Annotated in this window: 10 protein-coding genes and 2 pseudogenes; 7 read left to right on the top strand and 5 right to left on the bottom strand. The window is 57.4% G+C overall.

From position 1 onward, the window contains the following. Positions 1-91: 91 nt before the first annotated feature. From BM321_RS07560 to BM321_RS07535, 6 genes and pseudogenes are all read left to right on the top strand, one after another. Positions 92-874 (top strand): YfaP family protein, encoded by a 783-nt coding sequence (locus BM321_RS07560; RefSeq protein ID WP_092442171.1) that lies wholly within the window; start codon positions 92-94, stop codon positions 872-874. A 36-nt stretch (positions 875-910) separates the two neighbouring features. After that, the gene (locus BM321_RS07555; RefSeq protein ID WP_092442079.1) at positions 911-2,677 is read left to right on the top strand and encodes a DUF2138 domain-containing protein; all 1,767 of its coding nucleotides are present in this window, start codon (positions 911-913) and stop codon (positions 2,675-2,677) included. Further along, positions 2,641-3,312: a DUF1175 domain-containing protein gene (locus tag BM321_RS07550; protein ID WP_092442078.1), complete on the top strand. Its 672-nt coding sequence runs from the start codon at positions 2,641-2,643 to the stop codon at positions 3,310-3,312. The genes BM321_RS07555 and BM321_RS07550 overlap by 37 nt, the downstream gene beginning before the upstream one ends. Further along, a complete protein-coding gene (locus tag BM321_RS07545; RefSeq protein WP_092442077.1) occupies positions 3,309-7,883 on the top strand; it encodes an alpha-2-macroglobulin family protein in 4,575 nt (1,524 codons plus the stop codon). The genes BM321_RS07550 and BM321_RS07545 overlap by 4 nt, the downstream gene beginning before the upstream one ends. Before the next feature lies 1 nt (position 7,884). Beyond that, positions 7,885-8,352 (top strand): annotated as a pseudogene (locus BM321_RS07540) (DUF2300 domain-containing protein); the annotation flags it as partial. A gap of 175 nt (positions 8,353-8,527) precedes the next feature. Further along, entirely contained in the window at positions 8,528-9,460 is a 933-nt protein-coding gene (locus BM321_RS07535) for a hypothetical protein (RefSeq protein ID WP_139230473.1), read from the top strand. A 177-nt stretch (positions 9,461-9,637) separates the two neighbouring features. Here BM321_RS07535 and BM321_RS07530 read toward each other — a convergent pair whose 3' ends face one another. Continuing rightward, positions 9,638-10,117, bottom strand: coding sequence for a hypothetical protein (locus BM321_RS07530; RefSeq protein ID WP_092442074.1), 480 nt, complete (start codon positions 10,115-10,117; stop codon positions 9,638-9,640). Continuing rightward, a complete protein-coding gene (locus BM321_RS07525; RefSeq protein WP_092442073.1) occupies positions 10,117-10,518 on the bottom strand; it encodes a hypothetical protein in 402 nt (133 codons plus the stop codon). The genes BM321_RS07530 and BM321_RS07525 overlap by 1 nt, the downstream gene beginning before the upstream one ends. A 139-nt stretch (positions 10,519-10,657) precedes the next feature. Between BM321_RS07525 and BM321_RS07520 the strand changes: the two genes are divergently transcribed. After that, the gene (locus tag BM321_RS07520; RefSeq protein WP_092442072.1) at positions 10,658-11,047 is read left to right on the top strand and encodes a lysozyme inhibitor LprI family protein; all 390 of its coding nucleotides are present in this window, start codon (positions 10,658-10,660) and stop codon (positions 11,045-11,047) included. Between the two features lie 67 nt (positions 11,048-11,114). Here BM321_RS07520 and BM321_RS07515 read toward each other — a convergent pair whose 3' ends face one another. From BM321_RS07515 to BM321_RS07500, 3 genes and pseudogenes are all read right to left on the bottom strand, one after another. Then, positions 11,115-11,867, bottom strand: coding sequence for a PA3715 family protein (locus BM321_RS07515; protein ID WP_092442071.1), 753 nt, complete (start codon positions 11,865-11,867; stop codon positions 11,115-11,117). Between the two features lie 781 nt (positions 11,868-12,648). Next, a pseudogene (locus BM321_RS07505) lies at positions 12,649-14,019 on the bottom strand (DUF3999 domain-containing protein); the annotation flags it as partial. Then, the gene (locus tag BM321_RS07500; protein ID WP_092442068.1) at positions 14,016-16,826 is read right to left on the bottom strand and encodes a DUF2339 domain-containing protein; all 2,811 of its coding nucleotides are present in this window, start codon (positions 16,824-16,826) and stop codon (positions 14,016-14,018) included. The gene BM321_RS07500 and the pseudogene BM321_RS07505, both read right to left, overlap by 4 nt. Between the last annotated feature and the right edge of the window lie 216 nt (positions 16,827-17,042).

Genomic DNA, 17,042 nt, shown 5'->3' with positions numbered 1-17,042 from the left:
GGACTTAGCGTTTAATTCGCATAAAAAACAGGGTGCTTTCATGCGCGGGACCAGTGACAAGCTGTTTGGAAGCGCGCCGGTGCGTTGTGTGATGGCGCTGATGTTTACGTTTGCCTCGCTGACTACGGCTTTCGCTGAGTCATCTTCTGCACTCACGGAGCCCGTGGGTGGCTGGCGTTACAACGGCCTTCTGGATCGAAGCGAAGCCCCGCGCGTCGCGTATCCCACACCTCCTATCGACCGTGGCGCACAGCGTAGTCGCACCATGATCGAGGGCCAGATCAAAGCCCTTGGCAAGCAACGCGGCCCCAATGTTCTCGCGGTCAATGGCAACCCTTTGAACCTTTACACTGATGAGCAGGGGCGCTTTGCCCGGCCATACGCCTTTGGTGCGGGCTCCAACAGTGTCGAGGTGCGCAGCGCCGAAGGCAAATCCCTCAAACGCGTGCAGTTTTACGAAGCCAACAACCAGCGCACGCCAGCACGCATTCGTGTCGTGCTGGGATGGGATGATCCAAATGCCGAGCTCGACCTGCATGTCGTTACGCCCGACGGCCAGCACGCGTTCTTCGCCCATCCGGTGCTGACCAACGGCGGCGGTCTGGATACCGACAGCGTGGATGGACCTGGCCCCGAGATGTTCACCATGACTGCGCCGTTGCAGGGCACCTACCTGATTTACGTTAATTATTGGGGCAACTACAGCAGTGGCGGCGGTTACAACTTCGATGAAACCAGTAACGAAAAAGAAGTGATCACTTCGCAGATAAACCTGGTGCTAAACGAAAACACCATCAATGAAAAACGCGAGACATTCATCGTGCCTTTGCGTGGCATCGGTGACCTGCTCTTGGTCAAGACATTCAACTATTAATCATCCCCTCCCACGGATGAATTGGGTTTTGTGAACATGAGTGATAACTCGACTTCCGAGCCAACCGGCACGTCCGGCGTAAAACCTGTCCGCCGCTGGCCATTGCTGTTGGGCGGGCTGTGTGTGGTCGCCGGTGTTGCCGGTGCAATGGGGTGGCTCATGCTCAAACCCAAGGGGCCGATGGTCGAAATTGCCAGTGACAAACTGCACTTGAGCCGTCCGGATGGTTTGCTGGAAACCACATCTTTGAGCCAGTTGCCCAAGGATTTGCTGGCGGTGCCGTTCCTGAAGGACACACTCACCGAAGATTTTGTTTTCTATTACGAAACCCATACTGATCGCCTCGGATTGATCGGTAGCCTGCGCAGAATCATCTACGAGTATGAGCTGACATTGCAGGACACCCTGATTGAGCAACTCCTTGATCAGCCTGCGGACATCGCGTTGTGGCGTGGCAAGGATGGTCGGCTCAAGGATTTCCTCATGGTCATGGATCGTGGCGGCATGGCCAAGATGCTGGAGCAATTGCTCAAAGTGCTCTATGACCCGCAGTTGAGCGAAATCGGTGTAGTGAAGATCGGTTCCGATGAGGTGCCGCTCTATCTTTTGAATTACAACGCCAGCAAGTCACTGGCGTTCGCCTCCTATGGCGACAAGCTGGTGGTAGTGTCGAATCCAAGCAAACTTGCGGGGCGTGATTCGTCCATCTATGAAAGGGAGCCGTCCACCCTGAGTCAGTCTCTGGGCCAGGAAGACGGAAAGTCTGCCCCGGAATCAGGCAGCATTTCGCCCGAAGCCCTCGCCGCATTACTCAGTGGCGAAAAACTGTTCACCGAGGCATTTGGGCTGCAGCCGCGCGCACCGCAGGTCAAGCAACGGCTGTCTGTCAACGCCAGTGTTCTGGCCATGGGTTATCAACGCTTCATTCCGAACTTCGCTGGCCTGCGTTTCGAAATGGACGAGAAGGGCTGGCACAGCTTTCTGGCGATGAACGAAACTGAACATCAGCCAGGCTTTGATTTCATGCCGATCTGGCAAGCGATGCCCATCGGTGCCAGCGCGTGTGTGGCTTTGCCCCTTGCGGCCGCGCAACAAAAGCCATTGCTGGTAAAGCTCGGAGCAGAAGAGCCGGTTGCGCAGGCGCTCACTGCGCACATCTCTGATGCAGCGGGTCTTTGCTGGTATGCCGATTCGCGTTTGTACACGCCGTTGCTGGTTGCCCATCTGACCGACAAGAACAGCGCCAGCCTGGATGGTGATCTGGGCAAGCTGTTCGGTTCCATGGTCGGTTCCTACGAGGCAAACGCCGAAGGTCATGTGTTCCCGGTAGTGGAGACGCAGCAGGGCGACACTCATCAATGGCAGCGACAAGTCAGCACCCGTTTTGGTCCGTATATGGCCAGAGAGGCGGAAAACCCTGACGCGGTCAGCGGCAATGCGTTCATGAAGGTCAGCCTGGCGCGTCACGGTTCGACACTGCTGTTCTCCTTGGACGACCAACTCCTGGACAAAGCCGTCGGCACCCTCGACAAACGTTTTCCGCCGCTGGCTGACGTGCTGCCTGGCGATCAACTGGTCCCGATGTATTTCAACCCTGGCGCCATTGCGCAACTCCTGCAACAGGAAGCTCTGAGCAGTCTGCCCAAGGACATGGAGCCGGTTTTTTACAACGCCGCGCAGACGCATCTGATCCCGAAATTGCAGAGACTCGGCGGGTACGGCAAGTACGCGCTGACGCTGCCGCAAGGCACTGAACCCGATGGTCAATGGCAGTGGTTGCCATTGGAGTGGAAGCCGCTGTGATTGCTCTGGGTCGAGGCTTTGCTCTGCTGGCGATATTGCTCGGCAGCCCTGCGTTTGCCAGTGAGATTCCAGTGCTCGACGCGCAGCAGTCTCAGGTGTTTCGTGCCTGGTTCGTACGTATTGCTCAAGAGCAACTGGCCCAAGGGCCCAGCCCGCGCTGGTATCAGCAGGATTGCGCGGGCCTGGTGCGCTTTGCCGCCAACGAAGCGCTCAAGGTCCACGATGAAAAATGGCTGCGCAGCAATGGCCTGTCCAATCGCTACCTGCCGCCGGAACTGCCGCTCAGCGATGCGCAACGGCGCCTCGCCCAGCAATGGCAGCAGGGTGGCGGCAAGGTCGGGCCCTACGTCAACGCCATCAAGCTGATCCAGTTCAACAGTCGCCTGGTGGGCCGCGATGTCGCCCAGGCCCGTCCCGGCGACCTGATGTTCTTCGACCAGGGCGACGACCAGCACCTGATGATCTGGATGGGCCGCTACATCGCCTATCACACCGGCACCACGACACCCACTGACAACGGCATGCGCTCGGCAAGCCTGCAGCAACTCATGACATGGAAGGACACCCGATGGATACCCGACGCTGCCAACCCGAATTTCATCGGCGTCTATCGACTCAACTTTCTCTCACAATGATCGGTGCCTGCATGCCGCGTATTTGCTCTCTGATTACATTGTCGCTAGCACTGTTGCTGCCTATGACCGGCGTCAACGCCGATGACAGCGTCGAGCCGAGCGGCTACAGCGCAGTACTGGGAGAAAGTTTTTTCCTGCTGGCGGACAGCAGCTTTTCCAGCGATGAGCAGGCCAAAGTGCGCCTTGAGGCTCCGGGCCGTGACTATCGCCGGTTCCGCATGCAGCCTTATGGCGGCGCAGATATCCGCGTGTATCGCATCGACAAACCCATGGACTTCCTCAAGCGCCAGAAAAATCTGCACCGCGTGGTCAGTGAAGGGCAGTTCAGGGGAGAAGGGTTGTCCAACACCCTCGCGTATCTCTGGGATAGCTGGTATCGCCAGTCCCGGCGTGTCATGCAGCGTGCGTTTTCCTATGAGTCCCGCAAGCAGATCACAGAAGAAGTACCTGAGCTGAAGATGGGTAACGCGATGGCTGCGTCTACACCGTACGAGGCGCAAGCGCAGTTCGCTTTGATCCCCGGCCTGCCGGTGGTGAGTCAGTTCCGTTACCCGATCTGGGAAGCAAAACCGATCCAGCCACCGAAAGGGGTTGACCTGAACGGCTCGTCCAGCAAATTCATCAAAGTCGTGCCCGGTAACGTCTACATCCCGCTGGGCAAGTTAAAGCCCGGGCTGTATCTCGTGGAGGCGCTGATCGGCAAGTACCGCGCCACGACCATGGTGTTCGTCTCCAATACCATTGCAGTGAGCAAGGTTGCCGGTGATGAGCTTCTGGTGTGGGCTGCCCGCAAAAACGAAGGCAGTCCAGCCGAGAAGGTTAACGTGCTCTGGACCGATGGCCTGGGCGTCATGAGCAGTGGCGCGACTGATGCGCAGGGTTTGCTCAGACTCAAACACGTCAGCCCCGAACGCTCATTCGTGATCGGTGAAGACCAGGAGGGCGGTGTTTTCGTTGCGGAGAATTTCTATTACGACAGCGAGATCTACGACACCAAACTCTTCGCTTTCACTGACCGGCCGTTATACCGCCCCGGAGACTGGGTCTCGTTGAAGATCGTCGGGCGGGAGTTCAAGAATGCCCGGGATTCCGTGGCACCTGCGGCAGCGGACGTAGACGTGACCATCCTCGATGCTACAGGTACCGCGCTGCAGTCCCTGGCCCTCAAGCTTGATTCGATGACGGGCGCCCAAGGCCGTTTTCAGCTTCCGGACAATGCCACTGCCGGTGGCTACGAAGTGCGTTTCAGGTACAAGGATCAGACCTACAGCAGCGCGTTTCGCGTAGCGGAGTACATCAAGCCGCACTTTGAGATATCCCTTAACCTCGCCAAGCAGGACTACAGCATCAACGAGCCGGTGAAAGGCAGCCTGACCTTGCTCTATCCGGACGGTAAGCCGGTGGCGAATGCAAAGCTGACCCTTAGCTTGCGTGCTCAGCAGTTGTCGACCGTGGACAATGAACTGCAATACCTCGGGCAGTTTCCGGTTGAATTGAAGAGCGCCGAGCTCACCACTGACGCGAAGGGTAACGCGGCGCTCGACCTGCCTCCTGCATTCAACCCCAGCCGCTACATGCTCACCGTGTTTGCCAGTGACGGTGCGGCGTATCGGGTTAGGACCACGAAAGAAATTCTGATTGACCGGGGTGCCGCCAGCTACCGGATTACCGCCCCGCAACGGTTCAGTGCAGTCGGTGAAAAGGTTGTCTTCGGCTATACGAACGAAGGTGGCAGCGAGCAAACCCGGTCCGTCACACCTGCCAGCTATAAATGGGTGCGACTGGAGGACCAGACCAGTGGCGGTGACAAGCTCGTCTACGCGAATGAGGGTTTCAGCGTAACCTTTCAGCGCCCAGGCACCTACAACCTGACGTTGATGGATGAAAACGGTCGTTTGCTGGGGGCCACCGGCCATTCGGTCAGCGGTGACGGCATCAAGGCGGTCGCGGGTACCGTCGAAGTCATTTTCGACAAATCCGAGTACACAGTCGGCGACGAAGCTACTGCATTAATCACCTTCCCTGAGCCCGTCAGCGATGCGTTGCTGTCTCTGGAGCGCGACAAGGTTGAAGCCACCGCATTGCTGTCCAAGGGCGGCGACTGGTTGAAGCTGGAAAAGCTCAACGATACCCAGTACCGGGCGCGAATTGCCGTGAAGGACAACTTCGCCCCGAACCTGACCTTCTCGGTGCTATACACCAAAGGCGGGCAGTACAGCTTCCAGAACGCCGGGATCAAGGTCGTCGCCCCGCAGATCGACGTCGCCATCGCCACCGACAAAGATGCTTATCGACCGGGCGACACCGTGTCCGTGGACTTGACGACTCAGTTCGCAGGCAAGCCGATTCCCGCGCACCTGACGGTCAGCGTGGTCGACGAGATGATCTATGCGCTGCAGCCGGAAATTGCGCCCGCCATCGACCAGTTCTTCCACCATCCGCGGCGCAACAATGTGCGCACCAGTGCCAGCTTGTCCTTCATCAGCTACGACGTCGCGTTGCCCGGCAGCCCGACGGCACCGGGCAAAGCCAATCGCAGTGATCGCAGCGTGAAAGTGCTCGAGCGGCCACGTCGTGAAGACGTCGATACCGCTGCGTGGGAACCTGAACTGGTGACCGACGCAAACGGCAAAGTGCGCTTTACCTTCAAAATGCCGGACTCGCTGACTCGCTGGCGTATCACTGCCAGGGCCATCGATCAAACAGGACAGGTCGGTCAGAAAAAGCAGTTCGTGCGCTCGGAAAAACCGTTGTACCTGAAATGGAGCGGCCCAACCCAATTCCGGGTCGGAGATAATCCGGATCTCGGCGTGTTCGCGTTCAGCCAGGCCGACCAGCCGGTCAAGTCAGAACTCGTGACCCAGTACGCTGGAACCGAGCAGCGCATACCGGTGACTTTGAACAAAGGCATCAACTACATCGCGCTGCCTGCATTCCCCCTCGCAAGCGGCGAGTGGAAGGCCGAGTTGGTGCAGGACGGTAAAACCGCCGATGCGCTGGCCGTAAGCCTGACCGCCACCGGTGAAGGCTGGCAGGTTACACAGAGCCAGAGTGTGGACGCGGTCAGTGGTGATACGCCCCTGACCTTGCCAGCCGACGCGACCGCCATTCGACTGCGTCTGGATGACAGCTCACAAGCGTTGTTTCGCTCGGCGCTGGATGATCTGCTGGGCTACCCCTATGGCGGTGTCGAGCAGATAGCCAGCCGTTTGCTGCCACTGGGCATGGCGTATCCGGTGCTGTCATCTGATCCGCAAATCAGAGACCGCTTGCGCCTGATCATGCAGAACAGCCGTTTACGTCTGATGCAGCTGGCGGGGCCGTCGGCAAGCTTTACCTGGTGGGGCTATGGCGGTGAGCCCGACGCGTTCCTCACGGCTTACGCTTACTATGCCGACTGGCACGCGAGTAAGGCGCTGGAATTGTCGCTGCCGCCAGAGCACTGGCAACGCGTACTGAATGTCTATGCGAAGCAGGCCGGTAAAACGCCGCTGTTGCAACGCGCGCTGATCCTCTTGTTCGCCAGGCAAATGCAATTGCCGGTCAACACGTTGCTCAGTGGCTTGATGGATGATCTCGCGAAAGCCGGCGAGGGTGCTCAGACCAATGTGATGGACATGGATGAGGGCAGCATCGTCATGAATGCTCCGGATTCTGCCTTGGGCCTTGCAGCCGCGCGGGTCATGACGGCTTCGCTGGCCAGGCAGAACAAGGTGGTCATGCCTGAGGCGTTCAGTCGCCAGTTGCCGGGTGCCCAGCAGCGTCTGGATGTGAGCTCCGAGCCATTTGCCGAAGCCTTGAACCTGTCGCTCAAAGCTTTCGATCAAGAGCGTGCGCGTGCGTTGTTGCAGCGTTTACTGCCTCAGCAATCAACCCTTGAGCGTGCTCTGGCGTTGAGCTGGTTGCAGCGCAGTATCGAACAGGCGTCGCCGACCATTGCGCTGGCGCCAGGCGAAGGCTGGAAGAAGCGCTATGGTGCCAGCGGTGAAATGTACTGGACCTGGGAGGGGGCCAATCCCATACCTTCATCGTTGTCATTGGCCGGAGCCCAGGAACGCCCTCTGCGTGCGTTGCTCAGCTACCAGACCCGACAGCCTGCGGTGGAGCCCATGCCTGTGACCGTCACTCGCCGACTTTCTCGGCTTGTGCCGGGCACTGAAGCATTCACCTTCAGCCTCGAAGCCGTCGACGGCAAACCGCTGTCCAGCGACAGCCTCTATCTGGATGAAGTCATCATCACCAGCAAGGCTGCCAAGCCACTGCGCTATGGCATGATCGAAGTGCCATTGCCGCCCGGCGCTGATATCGAGCAAACGACCTGGGGTATCAAACTCCAGGGCAAGGTGGGCACGGAAGCGACGGCGCTTGAGAAGGCGCGCTTCGAACCGGACCAGTTGGGCTACGCGATTCCGGTGGATGCATTGAGCGGTGAGTTGCGCATGCGGCATCTGGTGCGCTTCTCGCAAAAAGGCCAGTTCAATCTGCCGCCGGTGCGCTTCAGCCAGGTCTACGCACCGCAGCACCAGGCCCTTGAGCAAAAACCAGCATTCGGCCAGATCAAGGTCAACTGACGTGCGTTCACGCTGGCTATGGCTGGTGCTGTTTTTACTCCCTGCGCTGGCCTCGGCGCAGGAGGACCCGATCCAGGTGGCGTTAAAGGGAGAGCTGTTGTCCCTCAACCGCACCGGGCTTGTTTCTAAAGGACCGTTGCCTGCGGATTTACAGGCACCACTGGGCAGTCTGTGGAAGTTGTTTGTCTACGCCTGGTTGGTAGACACCGACGCTACTGAGCCCGCCTATGAGTGCCGAGGGCAATCCAAAGAAGAAGTTTATTGCTGCACGGCCGGTGGCAGCATCGGCCGCGATCAGGCATTGGTGAAATCCTGCGGTTTGTATTTTGAGCCTCAGCGTCTCGGCATCTCCGAGTCGGACTGGCTGGCTTATTGGCAAGCGCGCAAAGCACCACAATGGCTGCTCAGTACTTCCACATTGCAGCCGCAGCCCCAAGTGCCTGTGGCGCAATTGCTGGAAACTCTTGCCGGACGGGTGAGTGGATATGGCTATCAAAGTACCGATGTAGCTGTTTGACTGAAAGTTTTGCGTTTCCAGTTGTTATATCAATGCGAAAAATCAAATCCCTTTAAGCGATAACAGTGGGAGATCAACTATGTTTGCGGGCGTACCCGGTATTGCACGGCACAGAGCAGTGTGTGTCTTGACTCTATGGCTAAGCGGCGCACTTGCTCCTGCTATGGCGCTGTCGCCTGTAGAGCAGCCCATTGATGCCATGGCCGCGCTGGAGGATTTGCGCTCAGAGGATCTTGCCTGGACATCGCCTAAAATGCGCGATTTCATGGCGCTGTGGTTCGACGTAACCGAGCTGGACGAGCCGCCTTGTGCGCCCGCTGACATAAAGTTATCGCCGATCACGACTGTCTGCGAATATAAATCAGGCGACCAGACTGATCTGTCAAGGCCGCCACGACTGTTGATTGGCATTGTCGGCAAAGACGCGAATACCGCTCGCATTGTCAGTGTCATAAGTGAGCGGGCGCTCAGCGAAGCCTCCTGGAAGTGCCGTCCTTCGCCACTGAATACATTTGTGTGCACGCCTGTTGGTGGTGACAGTGCTGAGGATGACCGGCTATTTACCCAATGGGATAAGTGGCTGCCACGGACGGAGAGTGAGTGGCTTGTCTGGCACGCAACAGATCCGGAAATGAGGTACATCCAAAGTGCAGTCGCGTCAGGTGGAACAATGCCGGCTGATGTTCCGCGACTGCTGTCCTGGAAAAGGTGGCAGGGCGAGGCCACGAACACTGTACGGATCGAGCGGTTGGTCATGATCGGTCAGTTATGTCGGGTGTTGGATCAGGCTGACGCTGACACTATTACTCGCAATGCTCGCGTACAACTGGACTATAGCCGGTACGCATTGGCAGATCAGGACAGGCGGCGTGCCAAAGAATGGTTAAAGGCGCTGCGTACGGGCGCAACCCAGTCAGCGAGACTATCTGACGTGACCGATGAGGCGTCTTGCCAGCGCTTTGCTGCGTCTTATGGAACCCTGTCAAAACTCCTGACATGGACAGACAAACCGCAGGAGGCGAGTCCAGGCGTACGAGCAAGTCCCAGAACTTTGCCCTGAGAAAACTGAATTTAAATGCTGGCAGCACACCGACTCGCCCCCTGAGTCTCCAGTGCTTGTTCCATGCTCGCAGTGGGAGATAAGGTATGCTCATCAGGGCCTACCGTATATTGAACGGTGAGTCGCATGAGTTTAACTGAATTTGCACGGGCCCATAGGCCCGCCCGAGGATATCGATTACAGCGACTCATCCTGAATGCGGTACAGCATCCAACATGCTTCTCGCTTGAAGAACAATGAGAGTTGATAGCCCGTGTCGGCTTTGGTCAGTTTGATCACTGCCTGATCCGGCCCCTTGAGCCGCTTGGCAAGCGTCAAACCTTGATCGTGCTGCTGCTGATCGCTGGGCATCAGTGGAAATTGCAGTTGGAACTTTTCCAGTAGCTCAGAGACAGGACGAGGTTCCGGTTGCGCCTCAGGATCGATGTACTCGCTCTGCAACGGCGTACTGACAAACGCTTTCTGTACCTCAATGTCGTTGGCGAAGCGCTTCAGGAAGCCATCGAAATCCTGAGCCGGGCACGCCGCCACGCTTGCCTGCGCAGGCAGTTGAATATTTGCGGCAAGTGAGGGCGCACTATACAACGTAGCGGTCGAGATCAGCGACAATGCCAGCAGAACGGCTCCGCGGGTTCGCCGGTAAGCAAGCGTATTCATCACAGCGCCTCCGACCATTCTCTGTGGATAGCTGCGATGCGTGCTGCATAAGCCACGGAGAGGCAGACGGCATCCTTGCACGCGCGGGCCAGCGCATCGCGCCACTCTTTCTGTTGTGCGCCCATGGGGTCCAGAGCCTTGCCAGTCTCACCATCAACGCCCTTGGTTTCTGCTCTCACGTCGTCGACCAGATTGAGCATTTTGGTTTCCTGAGCTCGCAAGCTGGCACTGGAACAGGCGATATCTTCGAGCGTGGTTAACTTTGCACTTTCATCGTCGCAGCGCTCGGCAAACCCAAAGTCGGAATATCCGGGGGGAATATCGTCGGCTCCGGCATTTGCGTGCAGGGTCAAGATAAGGAGAAGGGCGCTTGTAACGCACGGGCCAATCCTTTTTTTCATCTGTCTGCCCCTTTCTATCGTGATCGGCAAAATAGAGGGCCTTTCGACGAATTAAAAATACTACACCTGTACTATTGAAAAGCCTTAGGCGTTGGGGAATGCTTGATGGTTGCCCCCCTCATTGAACCGGACTTAAATCATGATGCGATGCCTGGCTGTATTGTGCGCTGTTGTATTCTCCCTGCATGCATCTGCGCAGGACAAGTACTCTGCGGAATATGATGCCTGCGTCGAGAAGTCTGAGGGTATTACCTCCAACCTGAACGACTGCAATAACAAGGAACTGGCGTTACAGGATACCCGCCTGAATGAGTCCTACAAGGCCGCGATGGGCGCACTCTCGGACGAGCAAAAAATACAACTGCGCGATGCGCAACGGTTATGGGTGAAGTACAGGGATGCCAATTGCTTCATGTATTACCACTTTTCGGGCGGCACCATGGACCAGATCAACGGCGCTGGTTGCATGTTGACCATGACCATCGACAGAACTGAGGAGCTCAAGTGGTTTGCCGAAACTGGCGAGTGAACTGAAATGCCCTGATGGCGTATCGAAACGGGTGCGAAGGCCCCATTCAGGATGGGGCCGCTGTTCATCAAAGAGAAGACAGCTCTTTCGGTACTGGATATTGGTTGCCGTCATATTCCAGCGTGAAACGGGTAACAACCGGTTCGGCAGAGATTCTTTCGCACTCTTCGCCCTTGGGCCGGTTCTGGGTGTCGATAACTTTCTGCTCAATTTCCAGGGCCGCGAGACCTTTATTGCTTTTGTCCGAGATGGAGATCGTGCGCTGCGTCTCGGTAAATTTGCCAGTGCAACGAGTATCCCATTCACCGTTGCTTCTTTTGACCTCCAGCCCGCTCATCACCGGCTGCAATTGAGCGCCTGGCAGCGCGGCGTACAGGGTCAGGACTTTACTTTCGAACGGATTGGGACGCGATGAGCCGCCATAGCTCACTCTCACACCAAACGCTCGCAGCTTCGATGCCAATTGATAGCGGGCAGTATCCAGCTCCAGTCCGTAAAAATAGATGGCGTCTGAGCTGATCGCGGCCGCTTGATAATGCTGCGAGATGATTTTGCCATTGCTGGCGTTTGCGACGATTACACCGAGACCATAGTCGCCCTGGCCATCCTCGGTGACATTTTCGGCGAAGGGCAGAGCTGCCAAAACCTGGCTTGAATTGGCTGGATTGATTTTGCACACCGCGTGCTCGCTGTCGAGCTTCAAGTCCGCGCGCAGCGTCTTGGCCCATCCCCGAATGTTGTCTGCACAGTTGGTCGAGGCAAACAACGGTAACGCAAGCAATGGGAAGAAAAGCAGGGGTAAAACGGCAAGTTTACGCATCGACCTGTAGTCCATTAATAAGGGTAAGAAAAATGAGCGCCAGCGGTTACCGTCTCGCCAGTCTCCACCTCTTGAAGCGGCTCGAATCTAACGATAAGGCATTCTCGTCTGAGTACCCGCTATGAGCGTAAACAGGCGGAATGGCACGACCACCACCAGTATTTTCAAAACAAAGCCCTCCCTCCATAACATAATCATGCTGGGTGCCGCTCCGTGTTGGGAGGCTAAAATATCTTCATGCAGCAAACTGACATAAAGGCCGGGCCACTGAAGCATAGTAAAAAAGGTGACCAGTAGATACGCAATCAATACCCACAGGCTACAGCCCACCATTCGCCAGAGTTCCCCCTTCGTCGTGAGAAAACTCTCACGTATCGCAGCGAAACAGTTACGGTCCCCAGCGATCGAGCACGGTATTTTGTATCGCGGGGTCATAAACTATCGTAACGTTCTCGGTCTCACTGACGGCCTTGGCCAGCGCAAGGAATATCGTGTTGCACGTGTGATGACCCACTCGTAACTCGCCGAACTCAGGTTTTGCGCCCAGTGTCCACATACGACCACGAACTTCATCGTCATGGCTCAATTCTGACCAGACAAAAACCGATGCTTCCGGTTTGCCATCCACGTTGAGGTAGACGTTACTACCCACGCGCGCGCCTTCAAATCGCGCTTGGTAATAACCCTCAAGAGCTTCCCACTCACCCGATGGCGCTCTGGTGAAAAGAAGAGGGGGGGCAGGGGGGCTGTTGTCTGAAGATTCGGCGCTGGCCTTTGACGGCGAAGCACGCAGCGTACTGAATGCCATCCAGCCGAGCAGAATCACGCCTAGCACCAGCACTGACCAGAGTCCGACACGTTTCCAGTCGATACCTGATGCGTCATCCGGTGACATCGGGATCAGTTTGACCTGCATGTTTTCGGGCTCAGCGCGGCCCAGGCTATTCATTTTCTGCGCGCTATAGTCCGGGATCAGCGTTGCAAGCGGCAGGTTGGCGGGCTTTGCACCGGGGTTGCCAATGGCCAGCGTAAACGGGCCGTCGCCCCGGGCCAAGAACACTACCTGCGGCGCGTGCAACGCGAAACGCAAGGTGGGCGACGAAGAGCCCAGTCCGCCGCCGCGTTCGTCGAGTTCGAGTTTCACCTGACGCACGATTGTGCCGTCGGTCTCTACTTCATTCTGAACAACTTCCTTACCGTCTTGCGTCAGCCGGTAAAGCAGACCCTTGCCGATGGCTTGCCAGGGTGCCTTGCTGTCCGTTCGACCGTAAAAGCGGCCCGGGGCGACGCTGTTAGCCTGGGCTATTTCGACTTGCAGGCGCTCGACGGGCAGGCCAGTCGGTAATTGCCAGATATAGCTGCCAGATTTTTCAACGCTGCCAGTCACGGGGGCCGACCAGGCAAGCGGTAACGGCGGGGTGTCGGTATTCACCGTCACCAACTGCGCTGACGTGAGCATCGGTGCTTCGGCCGAGGAGCTCCATATCAGGCGCAGATAACGTGCGGTGTGGCCGGGCAGGGTGACTTCGCGCTGTTCTACTGTTTGATCGTCGAATGACAGACGCGCTACCTGTCTCGCGCCCCATGGACTCCAGTTCTGCAAATCATCGCTGGCTTCGATGCTGAAGCGCTGAAAGCCGTCTTGAGCGCTATCCCAGTCAAGAATCAGTTTTTGCAGAGGTTGTTTGATGGTGCTCGTGTCCAACAGCCATCCGCGCAAAACCTGTTCACCGGGGGCAGCGCCATCCTGAGGCTGAACCTCGACAAGCGTGCCGCTGGCGCTGCGCTCGACCTTAATCCTGGGCGCTCTGTCGATCTCGTCTGCTGGGTTATAAAGAGGGAACCACTTCACCATCGTCGGCGCTTGTGACTGCTTCGCCTGAAGCGGATTACGGTCGAGGGCATACGCCTGAGCCTCGCCTTGAGCATTGAAAATGCGCAGATCACCCAGATCCTGCTGTCGAGAATTGAGCTGCACATTCATGGGCAGTGCAATGCGATACCACGGGCCGTTACCGTTTAATTTCAAGGGTGTCTGGCTGGCGAAATCAGCCTGGGTGTCATCAGCGCTGGCAAGTGTCGAGCCAAGCAATGCGACACCACACAGGGCCAGCCGGAACAGCTGCTTATAACTCAAGATTGCGCTCCTCATAGTGGCAGGTCCGACTTGCCGGCAACTGAATCAGCTTTTCGCGATGTAGTCTTTTTGGGCGGAAGAGGGGCGAAGTAGCCCATCACCAATAGCAGGATGCCGACCCCGATGAAGGAGATGACACGCGCCATACCGCCACGGTCGCTCAGCTCTACCAGGAACAGCTTGGCCACCACGACCCCGATCAGCACTGCGCCGGTAATCCAAACTTTACGCTGTCTGCGAAGGTGACCGCCGATCATCAGCGCCAGTGCTATCAGCGTCCAGACTATGGAGAGTGCCGCTTGCAGGAGCGTGGGATCGATGGGGCTGCGAAACACCATCCCGGTGATCAGGGCGAACAACGAAGCACCACCCGTAATGATTGCCAGTCGTTCGGCATGCGGAGCCTCGATGCCAAGCTGCGGCAGGTTACTACGGAGCCAGTTCACTATCCCCAGCAGGGCGAACAACAGGCCCAGTTCCAGAGGGTTGAGCAATGGTATGTAAGGCAGCGGGTCGGCTTTGACGTTGCTGTAGTAGTTCATCAACCAGAACCACCCCAGCAACCAAAGGACACATGGAACGGCGGCCCAAATGCGATAAGCCTTTGGATACGCGTCGACCGGCCATGGCCAGCGACGGCTCGCGGCCATGGCAATCAGGTAAAGGCTGGGTATCAGCGAGCCTGCCAGGGAACTCCATGCACTGTAAGTAGCGTTGGAGTCGACCAGAATGTCTACGCCGTACGGCAGCTCAAGGCTGAGCAGCACTATGTATAACCAGGCCCCCAGAATGTGGGCGCCCGTCACTGCCTTGCGAGGCAGCAAGTCCGCCAGGCGGCGCAATGAGAGCATGTGCACCATCAGCAATGCGGTCCACCCCACCCACGCCCAATGTGCAAACGGGTGTGTGTACTCGGTCATCGAGAAGATAAGTACAAGCCAACTGACCGGTATCAGCCCCAGGCAAAGCGCAGCCAGGCCGGGCCAACGCCAATGTTTCGCCAGCAAAGTCCACAGACCGACGCTGATCGCGACTGACAGCAGTAACAACGAAGCGAGCAGGGTTTGAGGTGCCAGATGCATGTTCGCCACGAGTAACGACGTTCCCCACCATGCACTGCCCCAGACCAGCAATAGTGCGGAAAGCGGCTTCTCATTCATGTAGCGCAAAGTCTTGATGCGGTGCACCTGCAGGGCGCTGAACAAACCGGCCAGGGCGATAATCATGGGCGTCCAGAAATCACCCCCTTCTGTCGAAGGGAAGTACCAAGTGGTCATTTCGCCGATGAATGCCAGACCGGCAGCACCTTGCAGCAGCACGCCAAAGCCGCGAGCCAGCACACGTTGCTGGCGCATGCCCAGCCAGAAGATTGCCGCACCTTCGATGGCCCAGGCGCTGGTGGTCCATTTCGCGCCCAGCCCCAGCGGAATAGCGAGGGTGGCAAACACAATACCGAGTGCCAGGCAGGTTTCCACCAGCAGCAATGCACGCCCCGGCGCCCGACCAGAAAGCAGGCGGGCGATCCCCATGTAAAGCAGGCCCAACGGCAAAGCGCTGAAAGCCGAGCCGAATTCAAGATCGGCTGTCAGTGCATATTGCAGACCGAAGCCCACGAGTGGCGTACCCAATAGCAGCGTGCCGTCGACATAGTCACCCTGGCGTCGCGACCATTGCAGTATCGGTTCGCGGCTGGCGTCTGCCGGAGCGTCGCTGAGTTCCTGCAGTTTGCGTCGGGCAAACAGAAGGCCGATCGCTAGATACATCAGGAAGAACAGAATCAGGAACGGCTCGACGCTCCAGAACAGATCCGGGGTGTAGGAGCGCAATCCCCATGACACACCAATCCCGAACGTGCCAAAAAAACCGATCAGGTTCAGCAGGCGCCAGGTCTTGAACCAGGCGATGGCAAAAATCCCGACATTGAGCAAAGCGAAATAGCTGAACAGCGTGACATGACTGCCCTGGCCCGTGGAGGACAGAATCGGCGCGGCAAAACCGCCCAGTGTTGCCGCACAGGCCAGCGCCAGCGAGTTCTGAGTAATCGCGAGCATGGCAGAGAACAGCATGATGACCACCAACAGCGCAAATCCCGGCGTCGGGCCCAGTAACTCATGCACTCGAATGGCGCCGCTGACGGTCAGGTACAACACGCCGACGCCGGTGCCTTGCATCATCAGCGCGAAGGCTAGATTGCGGTGGCGCAGCCACCAGCCCAGGCCGAGCAACGCGATTGCGCTGCCAGCAACCCCCGCGTATCGGTTTTCGATCGGCACTACAACGCCTTCGGTGGCGTAGCTCAACAGAAACGCGAGCCCCAGAAAGAGCACCACAGCCCCTATTCGCAGTACAGTATTGCCACCTAATAACCAGTCACGCGCCGCCATAAAAGCGATGTTCGCAACGTTCGGTATGGCGGGTTTTGGTGGGGCAGGGCGAGTGGGCGGCTGTCTGGTAACGGGGGAAGCTGCGGGGTCTACGGGTTCGTCCGGTGTTTGCGAAGGAAGCTCCCAGACGAGCTCCTTCTCAGGCGCTTGGCTGGCAGAAGTGGAAGCAGTGTCGGAAAGAGGCGCCGATGCTGCGGTTGGCTTTGGCGAATCTGATGAAGATACCAGCATCGACTCCAGCAAGGAGATGCGCGCTTTCAAGGTCCCAATATGTTGCTGCGCTTGCGCCAGCTGTTCGCTTTGCCGGGCAGACTCCAGGCGCAGCGTTGTAACACGCCGATTGAGCCAGACGCCCAGGGCCAGCAGTAGCAGAGGAGCGCCAATGATCCAGACATAAACCGGATTATTATTGAGAAGATCGGCTATCCCCAGACCCATTTCCAGAAGAAGAGGCAGCACTCAATAACATCCTTTTTGGTCAGCACCAGAGGCGCATTAATCGCTCACTATTAAACGTCAGTGCGTGACGAGGCAGTCCACAAATCTGCCAGTCGTCGCCTGAAAGTCATGAATAAGCCTGATGTTTTAAGTCTGCATTTATTTTCAATAACTTAAAGTGTTTCGAGCGGGTAAAAAATAGTACACCTGTACTAT

Origin of the sequence: Pseudomonas sp. NFIX10 (genome assembly GCF_900111955.1) — a bacterium.
GTDB classification, from domain to species: Bacteria; Pseudomonadota; Gammaproteobacteria; order Pseudomonadales; family Pseudomonadaceae; genus Aquipseudomonas; species Aquipseudomonas fluorescens_AA.
Note: the sequence above shows the minus strand (reverse complement) of the source record. Positions and strands in the feature narration are given on the sequence as shown.

Coding starts and splice junctions, on each gene's coding strand:
- BM321_RS07560 (WP_092442171.1), top strand. CDS start 92: ATGGCGCTGATGTTTACGTTTGCCTCGCTGACTACGGCTTTCGCTGAG.
- BM321_RS07500 (WP_092442068.1), bottom strand. CDS start 16,826: ATGGGTCTGGGGATAGCCGATCTTCTCAATAATAATCCGGTTTATGTC.
- BM321_RS07550 (WP_092442078.1), top strand. CDS start 2,641: ATGGCAGTGGTTGCCATTGGAGTGGAAGCCGCTGTGATTGCTCTGGGT.
- BM321_RS07555 (WP_092442079.1), top strand. CDS start 911: ATGAGTGATAACTCGACTTCCGAGCCAACCGGCACGTCCGGCGTAAAA.
- BM321_RS07520 (WP_092442072.1), top strand. CDS start 10,658: ATGATGCGATGCCTGGCTGTATTGTGCGCTGTTGTATTCTCCCTGCAT.
- BM321_RS07530 (WP_092442074.1), bottom strand. CDS start 10,117: ATGAATACGCTTGCTTACCGGCGAACCCGCGGAGCCGTTCTGCTGGCA.
- BM321_RS07525 (WP_092442073.1), bottom strand. CDS start 10,518: ATGAAAAAAAGGATTGGCCCGTGCGTTACAAGCGCCCTTCTCCTTATC.
- BM321_RS07515 (WP_092442071.1), bottom strand. CDS start 11,867: ATGCGTAAACTTGCCGTTTTACCCCTGCTTTTCTTCCCATTGCTTGCG.
- BM321_RS07545 (WP_092442077.1), top strand. CDS start 3,309: ATGATCGGTGCCTGCATGCCGCGTATTTGCTCTCTGATTACATTGTCG.